General features: G+C 23.5%; 31 protein-coding genes and 1 pseudogene. 14 read left to right on the top strand and 18 right to left on the bottom strand.

Features of this window, described 5'->3' with window-relative positions:
- Positions 1–43: 43 nt before the first annotated feature.
- Positions 44–259, top strand: a complete 216-nt coding sequence (locus tag AACL22_RS11805) for a hypothetical protein (protein WP_338992375.1) — start codon at positions 44–46, stop codon at positions 257–259.
- Here AACL22_RS11805 and AACL22_RS11810 read toward each other — a convergent pair.
- Both AACL22_RS11810 and AACL22_RS11815 read right to left on the bottom strand, forming a co-directional pair.
- Entirely contained in the window at positions 220–594 is a 375-nt protein-coding gene (locus tag AACL22_RS11810) for a hypothetical protein (protein ID WP_338992377.1), read from the bottom strand. The genes AACL22_RS11805 and AACL22_RS11810 overlap by 40 nt on opposite strands.
- A gap of 64 nt (positions 595–658) precedes the next feature.
- Positions 659–1,591: an Mbov_0401 family ICE element transposase-like protein gene (locus AACL22_RS11815; protein WP_338993097.1), complete on the bottom strand. Its 933-nt coding sequence runs from the start codon at positions 1,589–1,591 to the stop codon at positions 659–661.
- Positions 1,592–1,915: 324 nt separating this feature from the next.
- On the opposite strand from AACL22_RS11815, the gene AACL22_RS11820 reads away from it, so the two are divergent.
- From AACL22_RS11820 to AACL22_RS11845, 6 genes are all read left to right on the top strand, one after another.
- Positions 1,916–2,314, top strand: a complete 399-nt coding sequence (locus tag AACL22_RS11820; RefSeq protein WP_338992379.1) for a hypothetical protein — start codon at positions 1,916–1,918, stop codon at positions 2,312–2,314.
- A 99-nt stretch (positions 2,315–2,413) separates the two neighbouring features.
- A complete protein-coding gene (locus tag AACL22_RS11825; protein WP_338993099.1) occupies positions 2,414–3,766 on the top strand; it encodes a PBSX family phage terminase large subunit in 1,353 nt (450 codons plus the stop codon).
- 272 nt (positions 3,767–4,038) lie between these two features.
- Positions 4,039–4,599 (top strand): hypothetical protein, encoded by a 561-nt coding sequence (locus tag AACL22_RS11830; RefSeq protein WP_338992381.1) that lies wholly within the window; start codon positions 4,039–4,041, stop codon positions 4,597–4,599.
- Positions 4,600–5,043 (top strand): hypothetical protein, encoded by a 444-nt coding sequence (locus tag AACL22_RS11835; protein WP_338992383.1) that lies wholly within the window; start codon positions 4,600–4,602, stop codon positions 5,041–5,043.
- 47 nt (positions 5,044–5,090) lie between these two features.
- Positions 5,091–5,429 (top strand): hypothetical protein, encoded by a 339-nt coding sequence (locus AACL22_RS11840; RefSeq protein WP_338992385.1) that lies wholly within the window; start codon positions 5,091–5,093, stop codon positions 5,427–5,429.
- Between the two features lie 26 nt (positions 5,430–5,455).
- A complete protein-coding gene (locus AACL22_RS11845; RefSeq protein WP_338992387.1) occupies positions 5,456–7,639 on the top strand; it encodes a hypothetical protein in 2,184 nt (727 codons plus the stop codon).
- 53 nt (positions 7,640–7,692) lie between these two features.
- On the opposite strand, the gene AACL22_RS11850 is transcribed toward AACL22_RS11845, so the two are convergent.
- The 5 genes from AACL22_RS11850 to AACL22_RS11870 form a co-directional block, all read right to left on the bottom strand.
- Positions 7,693–7,872 (bottom strand): hypothetical protein, encoded by a 180-nt coding sequence (locus AACL22_RS11850; RefSeq protein ID WP_338988734.1) that lies wholly within the window; start codon positions 7,870–7,872, stop codon positions 7,693–7,695.
- Entirely contained in the window at positions 7,873–8,580 is a 708-nt protein-coding gene (locus AACL22_RS11855; protein WP_338993100.1) for a DDE-type integrase/transposase/recombinase, read from the bottom strand.
- Complete coding sequence (locus AACL22_RS11860; RefSeq protein ID WP_338988774.1) at positions 8,547–8,810, bottom strand: hypothetical protein; 264 nt, start codon at positions 8,808–8,810, stop codon at positions 8,547–8,549. Before AACL22_RS11860 ends, AACL22_RS11855 begins: the two co-directional genes overlap by 34 nt.
- Positions 8,811–8,905: 95 nt before the next feature.
- Complete coding sequence (locus tag AACL22_RS11865; protein WP_338988942.1) at positions 8,906–9,391, bottom strand: lipoprotein; 486 nt, start codon at positions 9,389–9,391, stop codon at positions 8,906–8,908.
- Between the two features lie 20 nt (positions 9,392–9,411).
- Positions 9,412–10,503, bottom strand: coding sequence for a hypothetical protein (locus AACL22_RS11870; protein ID WP_338992389.1), 1,092 nt, complete (start codon positions 10,501–10,503; stop codon positions 9,412–9,414).
- A 325-nt stretch (positions 10,504–10,828) separates the two neighbouring features.
- On the opposite strand from AACL22_RS11870, the gene AACL22_RS11875 reads away from it, so the two are divergent.
- The 3 genes from AACL22_RS11875 (at position 10,829) to AACL22_RS11885 (ending at position 11,946) form a co-directional block, all read left to right on the top strand.
- Entirely contained in the window at positions 10,829–11,092 is a 264-nt protein-coding gene (locus AACL22_RS11875) for a hypothetical protein (protein WP_338992392.1), read from the top strand.
- Between the two features lie 140 nt (positions 11,093–11,232).
- Entirely contained in the window at positions 11,233–11,766 is a 534-nt protein-coding gene (locus AACL22_RS11880) for a DDE-type integrase/transposase/recombinase (RefSeq protein WP_338993102.1), read from the top strand.
- Positions 11,767–11,946 carry a hypothetical protein gene (locus AACL22_RS11885; RefSeq protein WP_338988734.1) on the top strand — a complete coding sequence of 60 codons (180 nt, stop codon included), beginning with the start codon at positions 11,767–11,769 and terminating at the stop codon, positions 11,944–11,946. It begins immediately after the preceding gene.
- A 36-nt stretch (positions 11,947–11,982) separates the two neighbouring features.
- Here the strand turns inward: AACL22_RS11885 and AACL22_RS11890 are convergent, their stop codons facing one another.
- The 9 genes from AACL22_RS11890 to AACL22_RS11930 form a co-directional block, all read right to left on the bottom strand.
- Positions 11,983–12,594, bottom strand: a complete 612-nt coding sequence (locus tag AACL22_RS11890) for an ERF family protein (protein ID WP_338992394.1) — start codon at positions 12,592–12,594, stop codon at positions 11,983–11,985.
- Positions 12,578–13,231: a hypothetical protein gene (locus AACL22_RS11895; protein WP_338992396.1), complete on the bottom strand. Its 654-nt coding sequence runs from the start codon at positions 13,229–13,231 to the stop codon at positions 12,578–12,580. The genes AACL22_RS11890 and AACL22_RS11895 overlap by 17 nt, the downstream gene beginning before the upstream one ends.
- A complete protein-coding gene (locus AACL22_RS11900) occupies positions 13,222–13,638 on the bottom strand; it encodes a single-stranded DNA-binding protein (RefSeq protein WP_338989096.1) in 417 nt (138 codons plus the stop codon). The genes AACL22_RS11895 and AACL22_RS11900 overlap by 10 nt, the downstream gene beginning before the upstream one ends.
- A 2-nt stretch (positions 13,639–13,640) precedes the next feature.
- On the bottom strand, positions 13,641–13,778 hold the full coding sequence (locus tag AACL22_RS11905) for a hypothetical protein (RefSeq protein ID WP_338988877.1): 138 nt from the start codon (positions 13,776–13,778) through the stop codon (positions 13,641–13,643).
- Position 13,779: 1 nt separating this feature from the next.
- Positions 13,780–13,953 (bottom strand): hypothetical protein, encoded by a 174-nt coding sequence (locus AACL22_RS11910; RefSeq protein WP_338988935.1) that lies wholly within the window; start codon positions 13,951–13,953, stop codon positions 13,780–13,782.
- A gap of 13 nt (positions 13,954–13,966) precedes the next feature.
- Complete coding sequence (locus AACL22_RS11915; RefSeq protein ID WP_338988934.1) at positions 13,967–14,134, bottom strand: hypothetical protein; 168 nt, start codon at positions 14,132–14,134, stop codon at positions 13,967–13,969.
- On the bottom strand, positions 14,118–14,252 hold the full coding sequence (locus AACL22_RS11920) for a hypothetical protein (protein WP_338988933.1): 135 nt from the start codon (positions 14,250–14,252) through the stop codon (positions 14,118–14,120). The genes AACL22_RS11915 and AACL22_RS11920 overlap by 17 nt, the downstream gene beginning before the upstream one ends.
- A 9-nt stretch (positions 14,253–14,261) precedes the next feature.
- A complete protein-coding gene (locus tag AACL22_RS11925; RefSeq protein ID WP_338988932.1) occupies positions 14,262–14,546 on the bottom strand; it encodes a hypothetical protein in 285 nt (94 codons plus the stop codon).
- Between the two features lie 517 nt (positions 14,547–15,063).
- Entirely contained in the window at positions 15,064–15,303 is a 240-nt protein-coding gene (locus AACL22_RS11930; protein ID WP_338992399.1) for a hypothetical protein, read from the bottom strand.
- A 329-nt stretch (positions 15,304–15,632) separates the two neighbouring features.
- Here AACL22_RS11930 and AACL22_RS13955 point away from each other — a divergent pair.
- Positions 15,633–16,129, top strand: a pseudogene (locus AACL22_RS13955) (IS30 family transposase); the annotation flags it as partial.
- 212 nt (positions 16,130–16,341) lie between these two features.
- On the opposite strand, the gene AACL22_RS11940 reads toward AACL22_RS13955, so the two are convergent.
- Together AACL22_RS11940 and AACL22_RS11945 are read right to left on the bottom strand one after the other, a co-directional pair.
- Entirely contained in the window at positions 16,342–16,611 is a 270-nt protein-coding gene (locus AACL22_RS11940) for a hypothetical protein (protein WP_338992404.1), read from the bottom strand.
- On the bottom strand, positions 16,566–16,850 hold the full coding sequence (locus AACL22_RS11945; protein ID WP_338992405.1) for a hypothetical protein: 285 nt from the start codon (positions 16,848–16,850) through the stop codon (positions 16,566–16,568). The genes AACL22_RS11940 and AACL22_RS11945 overlap by 46 nt, the downstream gene beginning before the upstream one ends.
- Before the next feature lie 1,256 nt (positions 16,851–18,106).
- On the opposite strand from AACL22_RS11945, the gene AACL22_RS11950 reads away from it, so the two are divergent.
- The 3 genes from AACL22_RS11950 to AACL22_RS11960 all read left to right on the top strand — a co-directional run bounded on the left by AACL22_RS11950 (position 18,107) and on the right by AACL22_RS11960 (position 22,937).
- Complete coding sequence (locus AACL22_RS11950; RefSeq protein ID WP_338992407.1) at positions 18,107–18,295, top strand: hypothetical protein; 189 nt, start codon at positions 18,107–18,109, stop codon at positions 18,293–18,295.
- 286 nt (positions 18,296–18,581) lie between these two features.
- Positions 18,582–18,806, top strand: coding sequence for a hypothetical protein (locus tag AACL22_RS11955; RefSeq protein ID WP_338992409.1), 225 nt, complete (start codon positions 18,582–18,584; stop codon positions 18,804–18,806).
- A gap of 42 nt (positions 18,807–18,848) precedes the next feature.
- Positions 18,849–22,937, top strand: a complete 4,089-nt coding sequence (locus AACL22_RS11960) for an ABC transporter permease (RefSeq protein WP_338992412.1) — start codon at positions 18,849–18,851, stop codon at positions 22,935–22,937.
- Positions 22,938–22,944 lie beyond the last annotated feature (7 nt).

Here is a 22,944-nt window from a genome sequence, read left to right on the forward strand (position 1 = left end):
AGAAAAAAATGGCACTCTTAATATATCAAAAATAGCAAGATATATGAGTCGTAGTAAAAGTACTATTAAATATCACTTAAAGCATTATAAACATATTAAACGATATCATCCTATGCAAGAACATAAACGATATTTAGAAAATCGTAAAAATTGTAAAAAGAAAACTACTTTAACTTTTAAACAATTATTATGATTAGATGAAAAATTTAATAAATTTCATTATACACCTAAACAAATATGTATTATAGGCTGTATGTAATATTTAAGGGTTTTAATTAATATCTTAGAAATTGTGGAATAAAAATACCACTTACTTATATTTACAAAATTATTAACTGAATAATTAATTCTATTTTCTTCTAATGGTTCATTAGTATTAAATAAATTAATTTTATTTTTTAAATTCATCATACTAGTATTTAATTTATTTTTAAGAGTTTTTTCATGATAAGTTGCTTTTTTAACCAAAACACCTTTACAGTAATGTGATATATCACCCTCAATATGACAACCAATATTATTTCATAATGTTTGATTTCTGACACCTTCTTCATTATTTTTAATTAATTTAATTGTCTCTTTTAAGAATTTCATTTTTGATTCTTTTATAAAAGAAGCACTGTTTTCTAAGCGTTCTAATAATTCTTCATATTTACCATTAAAAAAAATCGACTGCTTTATGGTATGTTTCTCTGTTTTCTTTGTTTTTACTTTGATAAGGATATAATTTTTTAAATCTACTTGTAAGGTGAAATTTATCTATCGTGTAATGTATTTTATTTTTAGGAAAATATTTTTGAATAAATTTTGCCATATTTTTAATTCAAGGTGCACCATCTCCTAATACCATAAATTCAATATTGTCATTAATATCATAATAACTTGTAATTAATGTAAGTAATTTACTAACAAAATTAATTAATTTACTATTTTTTTTAATATATTCTGGAATATTATCTAGTTCTATAACTCCTAATTTATTTGCAATTACAGGTCTTTTTTTTTTAGTTGATTTTGTTTTATCAAAACCAGTATGAACAGTTGAAAATATACTATGTTTTTTTATTTTTTCTTTCCCCTTTTTATTTTCATTTCACATTTTTAAATAAGTTCCATCAATTTGAATATATAAAGTATGAGGTACCTTTATTTTTTTATCAGTTTTATTAATATAATATTCTTTATCAATTTTTGCATTTTTCATAATATTTGAAATTGTTTTTATACAAATTTTTACATGTTCCATAGTATCTAAAATATCTTGATATGTTTTTTTATTGCCAATAAATGATAATATTTTTTCTTTAACAGAATTATCTATTCTTTGTCATTTTTTAATTCCTAAAAGTTTATCCAAAGGAAAAATATATTCTTCTTTACCTGTTTTTTGATTAATTTTATAATATTTTCTTCTTTTAAAAGTTATTTTCCCATTTAAAATAGTTAATTTTCTTGGTTTTATTTCTTTTACTTTATAATTTTTAAATTCTTTTAAAGTTTCATCAATTTTATAATTTTTAAAAATTCATTCATCACAATCTTCTAAACTTTGTTGAATAATTTCAATACTTTGTATATTTAATAAATTAATAAAATTCTTTTAAAAATTGTTATCAACATTTATCATTTTTATACCCTCTTTTCTATAGTTTAGGACTTTAGCACAAAAATAATGAAAATGCAAAAAAAGATATTATTTTTTATTTATTGTGTTATAATTAAAGTGTTAATTACTAGCAAATTAATTTAACTGAAAAAAGTAAAATAATTTACTTTTTTTTATTTTGATGTAAAATATAGGTAATAAAAAAAGAACCAAGTTGGTTCTTTTGTTATATTTTCAGGATTAATTACTCTTTTATTTAATCATATTGTTTAAATAATAGCAATTTTAATATGCAAAAAGGAGTAAAAAATGAAAGAATTTAATCCAAAAACAGCAAGTTTGGCAACTTTTTATCGTAAAATAGAGCAATTTTGAGAAAATAAATCACCTAATAAACCCTATACTTTGAATGATTTAACCAATGAATTCAACCTTTCTCGCAAGTGAAGATATGATACTTATGCGAGCGAAAAGATAGTTCCTTTGCTTGAAAAACAAGTTGATAAAATTGAAAGTGAAATAATTAACTTTATGATAAAATCACCAGATGGTGCTAAATTATATTGACAACGAGCATTTAATTATAAATATTCACTACAAGAAAAAGAACTTGAAAAAGAATTAAACTTAAATAATCAACAACCAATAATTGTTAATTTACAAACGGATATTAGAGATATTAAAAAAGAAAATGATAATAATTCTTAATCATTTTACTTATTTGTTAGAAATTCCTTATTGGTTATTTCAAAATAGTAGTATTGGTAAAAAATATCCATTTGCTAAAAATATGAGTTAGTTAATGAAATTAATCAAATTGGGACACGATATAGTGGTAAGACTATTTCAAATATAAAAATGTTTGGTGAATTATTAAAAATTAGTTTATTAATTAAAGAACCAATTTGTATTATTGCTAGTATGTATTGGAGTAAAGATTTAAAAGATAGTGTATTTCAAAATATATGAAATATGTTAGATGAAAATAATATACCTTATACTATTAATTTATCAAATTTTACTTTTACTTTATCAAATGGTAGCAAAATATATTGTAAAGGTTTACATTCACCAAGTCGGAAAGAAAAATTAAAAGCTTTTGCTGATTTGAATAAATATAAATTAGTTATTGATTGAAGAGAAGAATGTGATCAATTTCAACAAAAAGATTTAAGTGATTTAGAATTTGCTATTCGTGGTTATCAAAATAAAATAACAATTAATACATGTAATCCTGAAAGTTTAAAAAGATATATTGTTGGTTATTGTAATGAATTAATGCCTTTTGATGAAGAAATAATGCGTAGTAAATATGAGCAAATTAAGTATATTGAAAAATGAAATATGAAAATTATTATTCATTATTCTAGTTGAAGATTAAATTATGAATTACCACAAGATAAAGTTAATGAACAATTAAGATTAGAACAGTTAAATATTGAAAGAGCAAGAGTATGAAGTTGAGGTTTACCAGGCAATACTAGTGGGTCAATATTTGCAAGATATATTGATATTATGCAAGCAACAGATATTATTCAATTAACTAAATTATTAGGTGGTGTTGATTTAGCAAACTCTACTAGTCCTAAGGGACATACAACAGCAGCGAGTTTTTGAATATATAATTCATTTGATAAAAAAGCATATAAAGTAGCAGAATATACACACTCAAATGCTACACAACAATTTAAAGGACCATTAGAACAAGTAAAAGATATTTTAGAGTTTTACAACAATCAATTAAATCAATATTTTAATTTAATACAGCAAGGTATATCAATCAATGTTGATGATAGTGCTTATGCAACATTAGAAAGTTTAAACCGAGAAAAATATAATTATTCTTTTGGTCAATATATGCATTTTAAACCAGCACAAAAGCAGAAATTTAAAATAAAGCATCGTATTGAAGCATTCACAATGTTAATAAATACTAATCAATTAAAATGATTTTGAGAAAAATGTCCTGTAAGTAAAACTCAATATGAATTAATTCAATGAGAAGATAAACCAGATGCCAGAGAAGAACGAATGTTGGACTTATACGATGATACATTTGATAGTGATTTTTATGCTTTACACTTTGAATTAGTACCAATGGTTAAACATAATAGTTCAGCAGATTATAAATTATGACAACAAAGGGAGTGATTAACTTAATGAAAAAAAAGATATTTATGTAATACATGATGAGCGTGTAATAAATGCAAAAAGACCTTATATGTCTGTTTGTGGACAAGTTAAAAAAAGACTTTGTTAAGAATTAAAAAAAGATAATATCGCAATATGTAATTTAAATTTATATAACGAATATATTAAAAAATATCAAAAAGTTAAAGTATGTGTACAAGTTTTATCAAATGAACCAAATTTATTAACAGTAAATATAATTAATTATGCACTTATCTTAAATTTAAAGGAGCAAAATAACAATGAATAATACTTTCCCTAGTTTACCAAACTTAAATGATATTAATAGTGTTTTAAAATTTTATAATTATGATTGAACAATTAATTTAGCCAATATTATTGCTCGCCATCAAATGCGATTAGTAAATGGTAAAGATATTTTATTTAAGTCTCATCGTAAAGACATTTTAGAAAAATTAAATTGATGATATGAAACTTATAAAATAAAAGAAAAATTAGATAAAAATGAATTAACAGCAAGTTTAATGGGTAAAACTATCTTTGGTTTATTAGAAACTAGTGATAGCAATATTGATTTATGAATTAATCCTTTTAACTTTACATCACGCGTAAGTAAAATAAATGAATTAAAACAATGTGCCGATATTTGATTAAATTATCATCAATCAGATAGTGGTTTTATTTTAAATTTAATTTGTGCCAAAGATAAAATAGTTATTAAAGGTTGACCTAAAAATAATGAAGTAGTTGTTGGGCAAAGTAAAACACAAATTAAAGATGATGTTAAACCTGTTTTAGTACAAGAATTTAAAAATAAATTAGGTATAGTACCTTTTTGATAAATGATAAATGAACCTAATCCTTTATTTTTATCAACATCAACTACATTAAACCCATGACCTACAATGGCAAATTGTTATAAATTACAATTTGATTTAGAAGATAGTTTTAATATTAAATCAAAAGAAAGATATGCAAATCGTACACATTGATATGGAATACTAAGTGATGATTTAATGACTGCTTATAACAAAGGTAATAAAAAAGTACTGCAAGATGTATTCGATGATATTTTTGTTCAATCAAGTTCATCAACAGTAGATGGTCAATTATCTCAATCTTTACAAGTAGTACAAGGGACACCAACCTTAGAAACATATACACAAGACCAAAAAGCAATTATTGAACAAGTATATATAGCATGTAATTTTTCTAGTCCTTTTGGTGATGCCTCAGATAGTGAAGAAAATAAAACCCAATCATTAATAAAAAAACAAAAGACTTAGAAAAACAAGCATATTTACAAGCATATCGTAAACAATATTATACTAAGATGTTTGATACTGTTTTAAAATATTATGGTTTATGAGATGGTGTTGGTGAACGCCCGTATGGTTTTGATTTTGTTAGTGCTAGTTTAATAGACCAAATGCGACAAAATGAATTAATTACTGCTAGATTAGAAAATGGCACAATGGAGCCAATAAGAGCAATAACTGAATATGATAATATTGATGAATTAGAAGCAACCAAATATTTTGAAAAAGTAGAAAAATGACAAGATAAAATGCAAGCCAAAGAAATTGAACATAATAATAAATTACTAGAATATGATGAAACTGGTAATAATCAAAATGCCGTACAAGGTAGAACAGAAATTAAGAAGAATTAACAAATGCAAAAAATTAGTCCAGCGCTATGCAATGATTAAGAACAGGAGCAGGTGCTACTGCAATAGATATAAAAGAAAGTATAAAAGAACATAGACATTGAATGGTATTTCCTTTTAATGTTTATAGTTCATATATTCCTGGTACTGAAACAGGTTGAAAACCTAATAATGCTAAACCAAGTGATTATGGTAGTTATTCAAGAATATTTGATAATATGGAAAGTACGATTGCTCAATGACAAGGCAGTTTAAAAATAGTTCAAAAATATAAAGGTGAAGAAATTAATATATTAACAATTGATGATTTTAAAAATCAACCTATTAATTCCACTATATGAGCCAATAATGAAACACCTTTTGCTATAAAATTAAAAGATGAAAATAATAATGTTTATTGAAAATTAATTGATGGTGAAAACATTTATGATATTAGTGTAACTATTAATAATATTATTAGTACCCAAGCCTTATCATATTTTAGAAGAAAAGATGAATTTGGTAATACTGTTGGTCAAGTTCAAATTGAATATAATAAAATGGGTAAATGTAATGTTTGAGATATTTTAAATATGAATAATTTTATTAATCGCCAAATTACAGTATTACCTTTAAACTATACGCAAAAACTAGTATTTAATCCTTTTACGATACCTGCTATTGGAAAGTTTTTAAACTTTGTTTCGTTTGGTATTCCTTGGGACTGAATTGGTAATTTAACAATTACACAAGATGATAAATGACCTAATTTCCCATGACTTAATGGTTTTATGAGTGCTAATGTTTATAGTTTTTATAATGATGCCTTTTGAGGTGATAAGGCTGTTGGTAAAGGTTATTTACCATTTGAAATATTTAGAGAACAAGGAAATGATAAAATTGGTGCTATGATTGGTGCTAATGCTTCTAGTTTTAGTTTTACTACTTTATTAACTGATAAAATACAAGGCAATGTTTTTGAAAAAGATGGTAAACCAACAGAACGAATAACTTATTCAACTTACAATTTAAAACAATTAAACCCTAAAACTAATCGTATTTATTTAATTAATGAATTAGTAAGAGCAGTTGATGCTCAAACACCAGTTAGTGATAGTGAAAAAGATAATGATTGCGAATTCTTACAAACACCTGATGGGGCAAATTGTAGTTATATAATTGATATGTTTTCAATTCAAGCCTTATATAAAGGTAATTTTGAAATTATCTTTTATGCTGATAACCCATATACTAATAATGAAGAAGATTATTTAAAATTATCAGTATGGAGTTTCAGAGGTAAAACAAAAAGTACTTTAAATAATTATTTACGCGATATGACAACTAATTATAAAACTAGTTTCTTATTACCACATAACTATGAAATACCAACATTTAATTATCCAAAATATGTATTACCACCAGTACCATATAACTATCAACCTTATACCAAAGATATTATGCCTGCTGGTGTAGTACAAACATTAAAAACTAAAATTACAGCACAAGCACAATGTAAAGAAAACTTTCCTTCCGTTAATTTATTTGATAATACAGCAGAATATAAAGGTTATTATGAGATAGAAATTGATTTAAAACAAATTGACCCAACAATTCAAAGTATAAGTAAATTTCAAGATGCTTATAAAACAATTGAAATAAATAATCTAGGTAATTTACAAGTTGAATGTGGTCAACCTGATATAGAGAATTTTATTCCTAATAGAAATGTTGATATTTTAGGTGGTTTAAACTGTAATAGTAATTTAGGTTCATTAGCAAATATAATTTTGCAACAAAGTGGTCGTTCACAAACTGATAAAGTTAATTTTGATAATATAATAACTTTATATACTGATAATATCAGAGTAAATGATATTCAAACATTTTCTACTGGATATACTAATGAATTAACGGGTGATGATTACGAAAATAGATATTTTGCTTCTGATAAAAGAATAGTTTTAAATTTTTTACTTCAAATAACAAAATTATCTAATAATGATAGCGGTAAAATAACAGAAACATATTTACAAGCATATTATACTAATGATTTAAAATTAAAAATTAGAATATCAAAAATTATAAACATAAATTTATTATTAGATAGCACAATGCATTGAAAATATTTTGGTAATAATAAAGAAATTGTATTAGATGTTTCTAACCCAAATGTACTAGGCATTAGAAACAAAAGTGAAAACCCAGTCAAAATTACATTTATACCAAGATAAAAAAAGAGATTTAATAGAATGCACCCATTTTAGTAAGTACTAATAAAAAGTATTTACTTTTTTTTAATTATATCTTTTTCTTTACGATTTGAATATCATGTATTTCATTTTATAACATCTTGTATATATTCTTCATGTGAATTATATATTTTATTATGGATTGTAGCTTTCTTAAGTAATGAATGAAAACTTTCTATAACAATATTATCTGCACAGTGGTAATTTTTTCCCATTTAAATTGTAATACCGTTAGATAAACATTTATCGTGATAAATAGTGGATGTATATTGATATCCGTGATCTGAGTGAATTATTATTCCATTCAGATCTTTTTTTATTAATTTTATTTTATTAATTGCATCATTTAAATTATCCATTACTAATTTATTGTCATTATATTTAGATCACTTTACATCAACTATTTCTTTAGTATATCCATCAATAATTGTTGATTGATAATATCTTTCTCCTTTTCAAATTAAATATGTTACATCAGTATATAGTACTGAAAACCTTGTTTTTATATCATTGAATTTACGATTAATTAAATCAGGATATTGTAATAAGCTTTTTTCTTTATTCTGTTTATATTTCATTTTTCTTTTCATTTTTCTTACATATTCAGGTTGTATTTGATTATCACGCATAATTCTTAAAACTTTTTTTGAATTATATTTTATACCATAATCTTCCTTTAAATATTTAGTAATTCTTCGATAACCAAATTGTTTTAAATTTTCTTCATAGACTTTTACAATATCATTTATTGCTTTTTTATCTTTTTTGCTACTGTCATAATTTTTATATTTATCTCAATAACTATGTTTTAACCCTGTTACTTCTAGTAATAATTTTATTGAATATTCACAAAAATTTTGTTTAATAAAAGAGACAATTCTTAGTTTGCTTAATTGTAAAAGTCATGGAGCTTTTTTAATAATTCATACCTTGTTTTATAATATTCTAAATTTCTTTTGGCAAAAGAAATTTTAGGTCCTTTAGGATTGTTTAATTTTCCTTTTTTATGATTTGCTCATCAAGATTCTACTGTATTTGCATTTATATTATATTGTTTTGCTACTATTCAACAACTTTTTTGTTTAATTTCCTCAATGATTTTTGTTCTAAATTCTGATGTATATTTGTTATATTTTTGTCCTTTTTTTGCCATATAAAAATGCACCCCCTATAAAAATTTAGCAAAATCTTTTTTTATTTTACTTACTTTTTGGGGTGCACTCTATAATAATCTCTTTTTATTATTTATTATTCTTTAACTTTTAAATTACCCTCTTTATCAATTTTAGGTAAATTGGGTTCATCATTACCTAAATATTGATAAATTCCTTTAAAGTTGCTAACTCCTCTTTCTCACGATGAAACATTATTTCAATCTCCATTAGAATTAATAAGTCCTATTGTATAGTATTTTCTTTTAATATCATTTACATTATTTGTTAATCAACATACTATACTTATTTTTGAATTCGATGTTCCAAAAATATAATTTGTCTTAATTTCTTTATTTTGAAATTTAAATATTTCTCAATTATCTTCTAAATTTAATTTAGCAATAATAATATATCACTTATTATCAGCTACATTAAATTTTTCTTCTCTGTAACATATTCTTTCAAAATCACCAATAGTTTCTTTATGACATTGTTCTATATTGGGATTACAACTAATTAAATTAAAAGTTGGTGTTCCTATTAAACTAATTGCACCAATAATACTTAAAATCTTTTTCATTTAATATTTCTTTTTTATTATTATCAATTAAGTGATTCTACTGAAACAATATAATCAACAATTATATATCCTGTATAAGTATTTGTATCAGAAGAATTAATACGTGCTCTGTAATTACTAATACTTTCAACTTTGATTTTTGTGATATCTAACTGTGGATTTAATTGTTTTATTTTTTCTTTGATTTGTTGTTCTGTTGGATTAGATAAATTTTCAGTTATAAATTCACCTAGATTACTATTTGTAATAATTTTATTTAAATTAATATTAGATATAAAATTAAAAACTACTTCACCGCTTAAAATATCTTTTCTTATAAAAGATATTTTTGCATTTCTTGAAGTTATATCTTTAACTTCAAAATCATTTATACTATTTTCTAAATCAGGATTTAATTCTTTTATTTTATCTTTAATTTGTTGTTCTGTTGGTAAATTTAAATCATTAACTCTAATTGAGCCTAATTCAAAATTTTTAAAAATTGATTTTATTGGCCTACTATAAGTAATATTTATTTCACCAGTATAAATACTTGTATCATTTGAATTAACTTTAGCGGTATATGTTGTAATATCTATGACATTAATTTTATTAATATCTAACTGTGGATTTAATTCTAATAATCTAAGATTAATTTGTTCTTTCAAACTATTATTTAATTTTGATCCATCTATTTCTCCTAAATTAGTATTTGTAATAACATTGTTTATTGGTACAGATTTATCAACTGTAAAATTAATTGTTTTTTTACTACTATAACCAGTTATAGTGATTACTGCACTATTTTCAGTAATATTTGTAACATTAATATTATTAATATTTACTTGGGGATTTAATTCCTTTACTTTTTCTTTAATTTGTTGTTTTGTTGGTTTGTTAGACCCATTAGTTTTAAATACATGTTGATATTTATTATTTATTATTGCATTTCTTCTTACTCTATTTATTTTTTCTATACCTAGATTTCCTCAATTTAATTTATTAATATCATTTTCATCATCTTTTTTTATTTTTTTTTCATTATTTTTATTAGTACAAGAACAAGAACTTTCAATCAAAGGTGCACCCCCACTAATTGTTAACAAACTTAATAAACTTACTAATTTTTTCATACTTGTATTTCTCCTTTTCATATCTTGAAACTTTTTATCAAGATTTACTTGCATTATATATATATATATATATATAATCAAGACTAAATTAGTTAATAAAAATAAAAAAGTGCCAATAATAAACACTTTTTTTGATATTTTGATAAATAATTATTCATAGAAAAGATTACTACTAATATTTTACAAGAAGGATAAGTAATTTATTTAATTTAATAAATTACTTAGATGAATTATACAATAAAAAAGAGAACTATAGAGTGCACCCCAAAAAGTAAGTAAAATAAAAAAAGATTTTGCTAAATTTTTATAGGGGGTGCATTTTTATATGGCAAAAAAAGGACAAAAATATAACAAATATACATCAGAATTTAGAACAAAAATCATTGAGGAAATTAAACAAAAAAGTTGTTGAATAGTAGCAAAACAATATAATATAAATGCAAATACAGTAGAATCTTGATGAGCAAATCATAAAAAAGGAAAATTAAACAATCCTAAAGGACCTAAAATTTCTTTTGCCAAAAGAAATTTAGAATATTATAAAACAAGGTATGAATTATTTAAAAAGCTCCATGACTTTTACAATTAAGCAAACTAAGAATTGTCTCTTTTATTAAACAAAATTTTTGTGAATATTCAATAAAATTATTACTAGAAGTAACAGGGTTAAAACGTAGTTATTGAGATAAATATAAAAATTATGACAGTAGCAAAAAAGATAAAAAAGCAATAAATGATATTGTAAAAGTCTATGAAGAAAATTTAAAACAATTTGGTTATCGAAGAATTACTAAATATTTAAAGGAAGATTATGGTATAAAATATAATTCAAAAAAAGTTTTAAGAATTATGCGTGATAATCAAATACAACCTGAATATGTAAGAAAAATGAAAAGAAAAATGAAATATAAACAGAATAAAGAAAAAAGCTTATTGCAATATCCTGATTTAATTAATCGTAAATTCAATGATATAAAAACAAGGTTTTCAGTACTATATACTGATGTAACATATTTAATTTGAAAAGGAGAAAGATATTATCAATCAACAATTATTGATGGATATACTAAAGAAATAGTTGATGTAAAGTGATCTAAATATAATGACAATAAATTAGTAATGGATAATTTAAATGATGCAATTAATAAAATAAAATTAATAAAAAAAGATCTGAATGGAATAATAATTCACTCAGATCACGGATATCAATATACATCCACTATTTATCACGATAAATGTTTATCTAACGGTATTACAATTTAAATGGGAAAAAATTACCACTGTGCAGATAATATTGTTATAGAAAGTTTTCATTCATTACTTAAGAAAGCTACAATCCATAATAAAATATATAATTCACATGAAGAATATATACAAGATGTTATAAAATGAAATACATGATATTCAAATCGTAAAGAAAAAGATATAATTAAAAAAAAGTAAATACTTTTTATTAGTACTTACTAAAATGGGTGCACTCTAAACTGGTGATAATTTTTCAACATTTAATTCTTCTTTTAATCAATTTTTACCTTTTGAAATAATATCTTGTTCTATTTTTGTGTTTGTAATAAAATTTTTAATATTATTGAAATGCTGTTCACTCATTCAATTTGGATTTGAATTGTTAATAATTTCTGTTTGTTCTTTTTCTTGTTTAGAATTAATTTTACTTACTTCACTATTATCGGGGTCTAATTCTTCGGTTGGTAAACCTAATAGTTTGCTTAAAACATATTTAACTCCATAAGTTAATGCTGACCCAATACTTTTAGCGGGGTCAGTATTTTTCCCTGTAAAAGGTCAATAAGTTTTAATTTCTTCTGTTTCTTTACATAAAGTTAATTCCATTTCAAAATATGGTATATCATTAATTACTTTTAAAGTATCTTTCACATAACTCCAAATATATGTAATATGATGCTTTTTAAATTCTTTTTTAACTAATTCTAATACTTGTGCTTCACCAAAATAGTTATAAATTGTTCTACCATTCATTTGCATTGTTTGGTTTTTTTCTAAATATAATGATAAATCGTGTTGTATTTCACCAATACTTGCTATTAATGTTTTTTTAGTTTCTTGTGGCATTTTCTCATTCCTTTCTTTCTTGTCATATTAAAATTGCTTCTTTAATTTGTTCTAAATTTTGTTTAGTAATATCAACTTTTTCTTTAATTACTATTTTTAATTTTGGATTTATAATTATCATTAATATTTTTTTATTATCTATACAAAAGTCTTTTTCTAATAAATAATAAAGTTTTAATTGCCAAATATAGCGTTCAATATCTGTTTTCTCATTAGAACTAGTAATTTTTCAATCACATATTATATATTCATTATCAGTTGTTATTCCAATAAAATCAGTTGTCCCACACATTAAAGGACTATAAAGTGTTTTTTCAGTTTCATAATATTTAAATTTAATATCTTTAAAAGTTTCTTGATATAGTTTTGTAAAATTTTTAAATAATTCACGATGTGATTTTATTTCACAATCAATAAATTTAATTAATTCATCATCAAAATTATTTTTTATTCAAACATCAATCATATTATGTAAACATATTCCACGATTTTGTGCTAATTTTAAAATATTCTCATCAATTTGTGAAAAATCTTTTGGCACTAAAATATTAACAATTTTACTTACACTAGGTATTAAAATACTATACTTATGTAATTCATCATTAAAAATATATAAAGGTTTTAAATCTAATCTCATAAAATTGTTTCATCATTACCAATATTTTGATTATCATTATTAAATAATTCTTTTGTCTCAGATGAATTAAATTCTATTTTTTCTTGTGGTTTATCAGATTTTTTTAAATCATTATTTGTATGTAAAAATTCATAATTAGATACTTGAACTATTCATTCAGTTTTATTATCTTTATTTTTAAAAGATTGTAAAACACCAGTAATTGCTATTTGACTACCTTTTTGACAATATTTTTGTAAAGTAATTGCTTGTTTATTTCAAACTTGACAAGGAATAAAATCAGTTTCTTTTTGTTTTGAATATGGGCGAGTAATTGCTAAATTAAAAATAGTATATTCTTTTCCATTACTTGTTTTCTTAATTTCAATATCTTTTGTTGTTATACCAATTCCAATAAATTTATTCATTATTAAATTTCCTCCAAATTCTTTTCTTCAATTAAACTATCAATATAGTAATAAGCACTTTCTTCTGAATGACATTCTTCTAATGCTTCATTAAATAAATCTTCTTCGGTATAAACTTTGCCATTTTCATCTTTTCACATATTATTCACATCCTTGTCATTTAATATTTTCATTTTCTAAATCAATAATAGTTGTTAATCATTCTTGTTGATTTTCAACATTAGCAGTAGTTTTTGCTTCTTCTAATGTATAAAAACAGCTCGTTTTAAAATCACTATATTTACTTTTCATTACCAATAAGTATCTTTTATTCATAATTTAATTCCTCCTAATTCTTTTTAGTATTTAATGCTCAATGTTCATCTGTAATATCTTCAAATGATACTGAATAACTTTTAAGCATTAATTCACTTAATTTATTTTCTTGATTGCATTCTTTATGAAAACAATAACCTCAATATCTTTGTTTAAGACAAGTTTTATTTAACTTTTTCATATTTATTTAATTTCTTACTATTTTCTATTCTTGCTCTTTCATTAGCACGCTCAATTTTTTTCTTTTGTAATTGCTTTTTACTTAAAAACTTTCAAGGTTTTTTATTTAACTTTTTCATATATACCTCCTAAATTATTCCTTTGATTTTTTTCTCAAATTGCAATATTTTTCAACCATCAGAAGCTAAATCTAAAATATCGTTAATTTTGTAATATTGTATATAAGAAGCAATAACATCTCATTTATCTTTAAATAAATTTAAGTACATTTTGGCTCATTCTAAACATTGCAAATCATAATGTTTTTTATGATGTGAAATACGACAATTAATAGGTTGACAATTAACTCAATAAAATGATGTTGTTATTTCATTTCAAGTTTTATTAATATATTTACTTTTATATTCTGTCATTTATTTTTTCCTCCTAGTTTTAACTCGCTGGCACTCACTCCCAAGTGAAAGTGCCAAGCGAGAATTAGTTATATAAGTATTTATCTATTTATTTACTACGCCATCCGCCTCACTGGGGTGAGCGGTGGCGATATGTTAATTGTTTGAATGTTTAATAATCCACAGTTGTTTTTTAATATTGACGCCAGACATATATATGTCTTCCTTTATCCGTGCCCATTTGTGCTTTTGCTCTGGGATTTGACGTTCAGTTTTTAAATTAAAAATTCACTCGCATTTTAAAGGACCAAATGCTATAAAACTCCAACCAACCACACTTTTCGCAAATTTAATTGTAAAGTCACTATCTCTATTTTTATTGTCGTTTGATATTAACCTTGGACTTATCACGACTATCGCTTAGTTCTAATGAACCAGCGCCGATTTACATTTTTCCTCATACACTATTTCAGTACTTGCCTCGGCCGGCTGTGGAATAAAAACACTTAGTTATTTAAAATAACCGTTCCGCTCTGCATTAAGTTGTTTTATAAAATTTAAGTTTTAATAAACCAGTTTCATAATCAAAGATAATTTTTGAATTTTCTAAGCGTCTATAAAACCGCTTTTGTGTTTTATCTTTTACTTTATTCAATAAATCTTTATGTTTTTCACAAGTTCATAAAACTTTATTTGATAAAAATTCTTCGGTAATGAATGATATTGCTTTATAGCAATTATCAACATCACATATTGTTTGTTGCTTATTAATTTTCATTACCTACTCCTTCCTTTATTAAGTTTTTTTATTAGCAAATTAATTAACTGAAACAGAGAAAGGACAACACCTTAAAATTGGAGAAAAAACAGGTACACTTTATAAAGATTTCTAAGATATTTAATAAATATGTAAACAACTTAAAGAGGGTATCAAAAAGTTGTAATAAAAAGTTTCTATTTTAAGAATTTAAGATGCTGTCCTTTCTCTGAATCAATTAATAATTTTGGTTTTACAAATAAAAAAACCATTTTAGTAAATGGTTTATTATTTTTATTCAATTTTTATGTATTTGTTAAAACCCTTCTTTTTTTTATGCGATCAAATTATATGAAATTGAATTTAATGATAAATTCCCTATGTGTTTTAAAACACTTTATAAATATATTTATTTAGGTTTATTTGGTTTAAATAAACGTAATTTGTATTTTCATAGTAAAAAAAAGATACATAAAGGGAAAAAATATAAACGTGGTAATTTAAGCAATGATTTTAAAACTATTAAACAAGCAAAACATGAAAAAGGTACTTTTGGTTGATTTCAAATGGATACTATTGTTGGTAAAGATAAGAAATCAGCATGTTTAACATTAACAGAAGAATTAACTAAATTTACCTTTTTTTAAAAAAAGAAAAAAATTCAACAGAAGTATTAGAAACTTTAAAACAAATTTTTAAAAATAAACTTTTAAAAAAACATTTAAAGGGAATTATAACTGATCAAGGAAAAGAATTTTGAAATTGAAAAGATATTGAAAAACATCTTAAAACAAATGTATATTTTTGTGATAAAGGTAGTCCTACACAAAAACCAATAATGATAAGATAAGACCTTGTTTAAATTGAGAAACACCAACACAGTTATTTAATAAATATATTAAATAAATTTATTAAATAAAAAAACTTAATAAATTATTTTTTAGTGTGCCCAAATATACTAATTTTAAATAAATTAAAAAAATAATTTAAAAATACTTGCAAACTTATTTTTAAGTGCTATTATTTTAATTAATAAGAGTAGGAAATAACTAATTGCATTTACACTATACAAGTTTGATAATCTTCAATTATTACAATAACTTTATTTAAATAAGAACAAATTTTATTTTTAAACTCATTTAATATTAAATACATATTATTTATTGCTTCTTCTTCATTTTTGGAATTAAAAGTAATATTATTAATTATTTTCTTTTGCAAAACATTATAAATAATAATACCAGTTTGTCCAATTCCAGCAGGGTCAATTGCAATAATATATTTTAATTTATTTGTTTTATTTTTTTGTCAATTTGTAATATTTTTCATCCATCGGATGCTAAATCTAAAATATCGTTAATTTTATAATATTGCATATATGAAACAATAACATCTCACTTGTCTTTAAATAAATTTAAGTACATTTTGGCTCATTCTAAACATTGCAAATCATAATGATTTTTATGATGTGAAATACGACAATTAATAGGTTGACAATTAACTCAATCAAATGACGTTGTTATTTCATTTCAAGTTTTATTAATATACAAACTTTTATATTCTGTCATTTATCTATACTCCTTAATTCTTTTTATTTGTTGCTCAAATTTCATCATTAATATCATTTACTGTTACCAGATAAGCTTGTATCATTAATTCTTGTAATTTATTTTTAATTTTTTTATTTCATTTTTTCATTAAATATTTTCCTTTCTGTAAAAAAACATAATATTCCTTTATTGGTTAATATTTTGATATTTAGTAAATAATTTATTTTAGTATTTAATTACTTCGCCCCCGCTCCACTTTGAAGGCGAGCGGGGGCGGATAGGATATTTTGATAGAGTTTACCCCCATACGGAAATAAACAAAAAACAGTTTACCCAGTTATTAATTACGCTTCATCCATCCCTACACAACTTTATATAAAGAAAATAACCTTTTGGAGTTCCAACCCTCTTGTTTTTTAGTGTCCGATATTGTTTTTTTCGGTTTAACAACACTCTTTTTATGAAAACAAGCCAAAAAACACATGCTCTGACATTTCGCAAGTGATTAATCTTGCCGAGAATTAAAGAAATAAATAGGAGTAGTAAATCCAATCGCTTTCACACTTTTTTTAAGGCTTCGTGCCATAGATGAGTTATCCATCTTTAAGCATCAAAAAATATTAAGTTTTAAAGATTGAATTTTGGATTAATCGTTAGATAGTATCTTTATTTTTTTTATCTCATTATCTTTTTTAATTCTTTGTTTATTAAATATATTTTTTAGTAATTATATTTAACAATTAACTAACAACTAAATAAAACAATTATTCAAAATTTTTTAAGAAAAGAAAGGATGGATTTTTCTGAAAAAACATATTTTATTAAGTGTAAAAGATACTATTTAACGATTAATCCAATAAATATAAGTATTTTTTACAAAATAAAAAGCACTTTATTCTTTTTCAATAAAGTGCTACATTTGCATTTACAATTTACAATTCTTTAAAATTTTTTATTAATTCTAATGGTTCTCTAAAAATATAATCAATTTTTGAAACTACTAATTTTAAATCTTTTAATGATTGTGATTTATATTCTCCATTTATTAATCAAGCTTGTTGTCGATATATAAATTCTGCTAATTCTTGTCCATTTTCATCAATTCATTTTTTAATTGTTAATGCTTTTAAACTTAATTCTTTAAAATCAGAACCTTTTATATAAAACGGAAATGTAATATTATTTACTGTATTTTTTACAATTTCACAGTTTTTTATTAAAATTAATTTTACATTAATTTAGAAATAATGTTATAATAATATGAGCAAAATATAATGAAAGCTATAAAGGTGATGGTAATGAAAATATATGTTCTAAAAAAATATCAAAAATTTATTAATATTTTCTTTATTATTTTTCTTGCTTATATTTTATTTTCATCATCGTTTTCAATTATTGATATTGCTGGTAATTATAGTTTTTTAAATATTACATTTGGGAATTTTAGTTCAAATTTTGATTAATTTTAAACAATTAAAAAAGACAACAATTTCAGCGTGGAAATTAATTTTATTTTCTAATTGACAAATTATTATTTTATGACTTTGTAATATTGTTTTAATTTCATATATATTATTTTTGGTTATACTTCAATAATTTTTCAATTGCAAAATATAATTGCATATGAAACAATATATTCTTTTTTAGTTATTTTATGCTATGTTTTTTATGCAATTTTTACTATTAGTTTTATTGTAATGCTAATATTGTTTCGCTTATATATAGGTTATTTAAAAAAACATTAATGATGTGATTGCTTTTAGTTACTATACATTTTGTAAATGTACTTTAACTAGTATTGTTATTCCCCAACAAAGTCAATTAACAATGTCAATTTTATTAATAATTTATCCAAATTATAATTTTAATCAATGATTTATTAAAAAAACTAGTATTGTTGATAATCTTCGTAAAACAGAATTATTAACACAATTTAAAAAACAAGCAACACCACCTAATCTTTATTTTAACTAAATTCAAATATTAACAAAAGAGAAGAAGAAAGAATGTGGAAAAATGACAGGTTTTAAGTTATTATTTAAAAACAATTTTAAAAACACGGTTAAAAATAAAATTCAATTTTTTGGTTTAGTTGTTTTAGTATTTTTGACTAGTTTTATTTTTTCAATTATTGAAGTTTCTAAACAACGAGTAGAGAATAATTATAATACTTTTATTTCTGAACAATTAAGTAATCAACATGATTTTGTTGTTAGTTTTACTAATACTACTTATGTTAAAAATTCAAATGGGGAACCAGATCAGTTTGAAAAAATTACAGATAGTGGGGTTCGTCAAAATGCAATTTTAGAATATATTAAAGAACAATTAAAAAATCGAAATGAACATTTTATTTATAATCGTGTTGAAGCACGAACATTTAGTTTGGGAAAAAAAAAAGTTATTAAAGCAGTAACATTAAATCCTTATCAAGAAATTGATAAATTTATTGTTGCTAATGGAATGCCGTTAAGTTTTTATATAAAATATTTATTATCAATTAATGAAGAAACAATGCATTGGATTTATTTGACGCCTGAGTTTGCTCGTAAAAATAATATTAAAATTAATGATATTATTCGATTACAACCCGATAGATATGGAACAACAATTAAAGTTGCTGATAGTGAATTAAAAGGTGTTGATTTAATTTCATATGAAAAAGAAGATATTAATAAATGATTGCCCAAATCACCATATTCAAATGAAAATTGGTTTCGAGTGGTTGGATTTGGACAATCAGCGGATTATGTTACACCAATTATTGATGCAGGGCATCCGTTTCCAAATATGAAAAATGAAGGAATTGCATATTTAGATCCGCGATTATTTGGCTTAGTTGAAGATACAGTTGAAGATACAGCTGGTAATAAATATCCTGTAACAAAGTTAGATTTAACAAAACAAATTTTAATTCCAGAAAGTCAATTAGAACGAGAAATTTATTATGTTGGAAAATTTCAACAGACAAAAGTTGACCAAATGCGAAGTAATTATAGCCAAACAATTAATAATTATTTAAATACTGACCAGGGAAAACATATTGGTTTAAATGGATATTATGTTAAAACACTATCAACTGGTTTACCAATTGCTACGTTTCGAACAGATAATCGTTATGAATTTGCAAAACGAATTACATATTTTACGTCAACATTAAGTGCTTTTATTAGTGGTTCTTATATTTTAATTACAATTTTACTAATTATTTCGTTCTTTGTATTAATTCTAGTTGTTCGTCGACAAATTGATGCAACTGGCCCACAAAATGGATTGTTACGAGCATTAGGATATCGTCGTCGTGTATTAACCTTTAGTTATATTTCCTATCCATTAATGATTGCATTAATTGGGGGAATAGTTGGTTATGGAACGGGAATTAGTGGCCAATTTACTGTTAAATATTTATTTGGTTCATATTTTAATTTACCATATGGAAATTTTGTATTTGCACCATTAGCATTAGTAACTTGTGTTTTATTTATTTTCGCTTTACTAACTTGTGTCACAATGATTAGTGGAACAATTATGATGGTTTCAAGAACACCACTACAATTAATTCGTAAAGAAAAAACAGTTTCACATGGTCGTTTTAAAAAAATTGTTTATAAAATGTTTGCAATTCGTAAAACATTTGATGCACGATTTCAAGCAGTACAATTATCTAATTCAATTGGAAAAATGGTAGGAGTATCTTTAACAATGATTATTAGTACCATTATGATTACAATGTCAACAACAATTCCAATTATCTTACAAAATAATATTCGTTATTCATACGAAGGAGATAATTATAAAATCCTAGTTGAATATAATAGTCCGATTTATAATTTACCAACAAGTTTTTTGCGAACATATGATCCAAGTCAAAAACCATGAGATAGTAAAAACAGTCTTTTAACTAAGACAAATATGACAAGAGATGTTAATCAATATCTTACTGATTTTGAAACAGGGCAAATTAATTCTGAAAATTTTGCTCCAACTTATCAAGCAGATGATATGCGATCATTGTTATATCGTAATATTTCAAAAGAATTTTTGCAAAGTAATAAATTAACTTCAAGTGATCCGGGTTTATCCATAGCAATTTGTAGTACGACATGAGGTGATTACAATGATTTTGCTCTAAATCTTTTAAAAAAATCAACCATTGAACAATATTTAAGAACAACAGAAACAGCTCGCGAACATATTGATATTTTAGAAAAATCTCGATTATTTTATTGAAAATATCGGGAAACTGTTGGTTTAAACATTAAACGTGCAGATTATTTTGATTCACGAGGGAATTTAAATTTAAATGATAATTTAAGAAACAATATTTTTACCCAAAGTGATTATAAACGAGATTTTGGAGAAGGAAATCCAACGATTACATTAGCTAATAATCATTTTCGTCCAGCATTAGAACAACCATTGTCTGTATCGTTTTATGATGTTTTAAATTCAGCAACAGGAAATGAGTTTAATACACGTTTTAAAAAACCAATGTATGATTTATATAATTGAATTTATGCTTACTTTGTAGAAAATGTTAATCAATGTTTTATTCAAGGAGTATATTCACGTTCTCCGCAAACTGTTCGGTTAAAAATGCAAAAAGCATTTAATCAAAACAATGGTAATTTTAATTTAACCTTCGGAGTAATTCCGTTTAATCCATTAACAGATGATCGAGGAACAATGATTAATGCTGAATTAAATAGTATTGAGTTTAAGATTTACGGAATTAATCGTACATTTAAAAACCAAGCATTAACTAATAAAAATGGTGCGAATTTAAATGAAAAATTATTTACAGCAAGTAATAATATTGTTTTAAATGAATTATTAGCTAAACGCTTAAATGTTACAGTTGGAAATCAAATTAGTCCATATTTGATTCGCAAAGCATTAGTTGATGGTAATCAAGGTGTTACTTCTGATCAAATTTTACAAGGTTGAGATGGAAGTGATGTAACAGGTGATGATGCTCAAGCACAAGGGCGAGTTGGTAAATTAATGTTTAATGGTGATAATAAATATAAAAATAAGGTTATAGATGAAAATAATGAATATGTTTTAGAAAGTAAAATTGATTCACTTGACCCAAATTTTACAAAACCATCAATTTTAAACGATAAAATTGTTGATGGAAGTTATCGAGTAAGTAATCAAATGAACAATCAAACTTTTACAGTTGTTGGTATTACTAATCAATATGGTTCACCACGAGCTTGAATTAATGAAGATAGGACACAACAATTACTAGGATATGATAAAACACGGAATTATTTATTGCAATTGTTTTTAAATGAATGAATGAATTCATTTATCAGGAAGAATCCTGAATTAACACCATCAAGAAAAGAGAATTTAAACTTGTTAGAAAAATTTATTAAAGATCATTCAAGTACGCCTGTTAATAACTTATGAAATAAGTTTGTTGAATATTGAAGCGTACATCAAAGTGCAGTTAATTGAATTGCTGTCTTTGAAAATGAATATCCGATTTTTAATTATAAAATTTCTAATAGTGCTAAAATTGATGATATTGAAACAGGACTAGGAACAAGTCAATTATTTGGTGACTATAGTTTTTATGGTTTAAATGGTGGTATTAAAAGTGAAATTTCTTATCCACCATATGCAAATAGTACTTTTGGTAGTTTAATGCCAATTGCTGAAGCACAATCAATTTTAGGAAATATTTCAAAAGCAGTTAATGGGATTATCTTCTTTATTATTGGAATTTCGTTTGTATTAAGTTTTATGATTATTATTTTAACAAGTAATATTGTTATTGCAGAAAACCAAACAATTATTGCAACAATGAAAGTATTAGGATATCGAAATCGTTATATCACAAAATTAGTTATTGGAATGTATATTCTTATTATTGTAATAATGACAATTGCCGGTTTTGGCTTTGGATGATTATTCTTAATTATTTCTAATATGATATTAATTCGAATTGGAATAGTTTTACCACTGTTTATGAATGTCATGATTCCATTTATTGCAATTGGAAGTGGATTATTATTATACTTTATTGCATATTTAATTAGTTGATTCAATATGAATCGAATTAATCCATTGATTGCAATTATGAATGCGGATTAAGGAGGAA

The sequence above is a fragment of the Spiroplasma endosymbiont of Seladonia tumulorum genome, from assembly GCF_964020235.1.
In the GTDB taxonomy this organism is placed as follows: Bacteria; Bacillota_I; Bacilli_A; order Mycoplasmatales; family Mycoplasmataceae; genus Spiroplasma.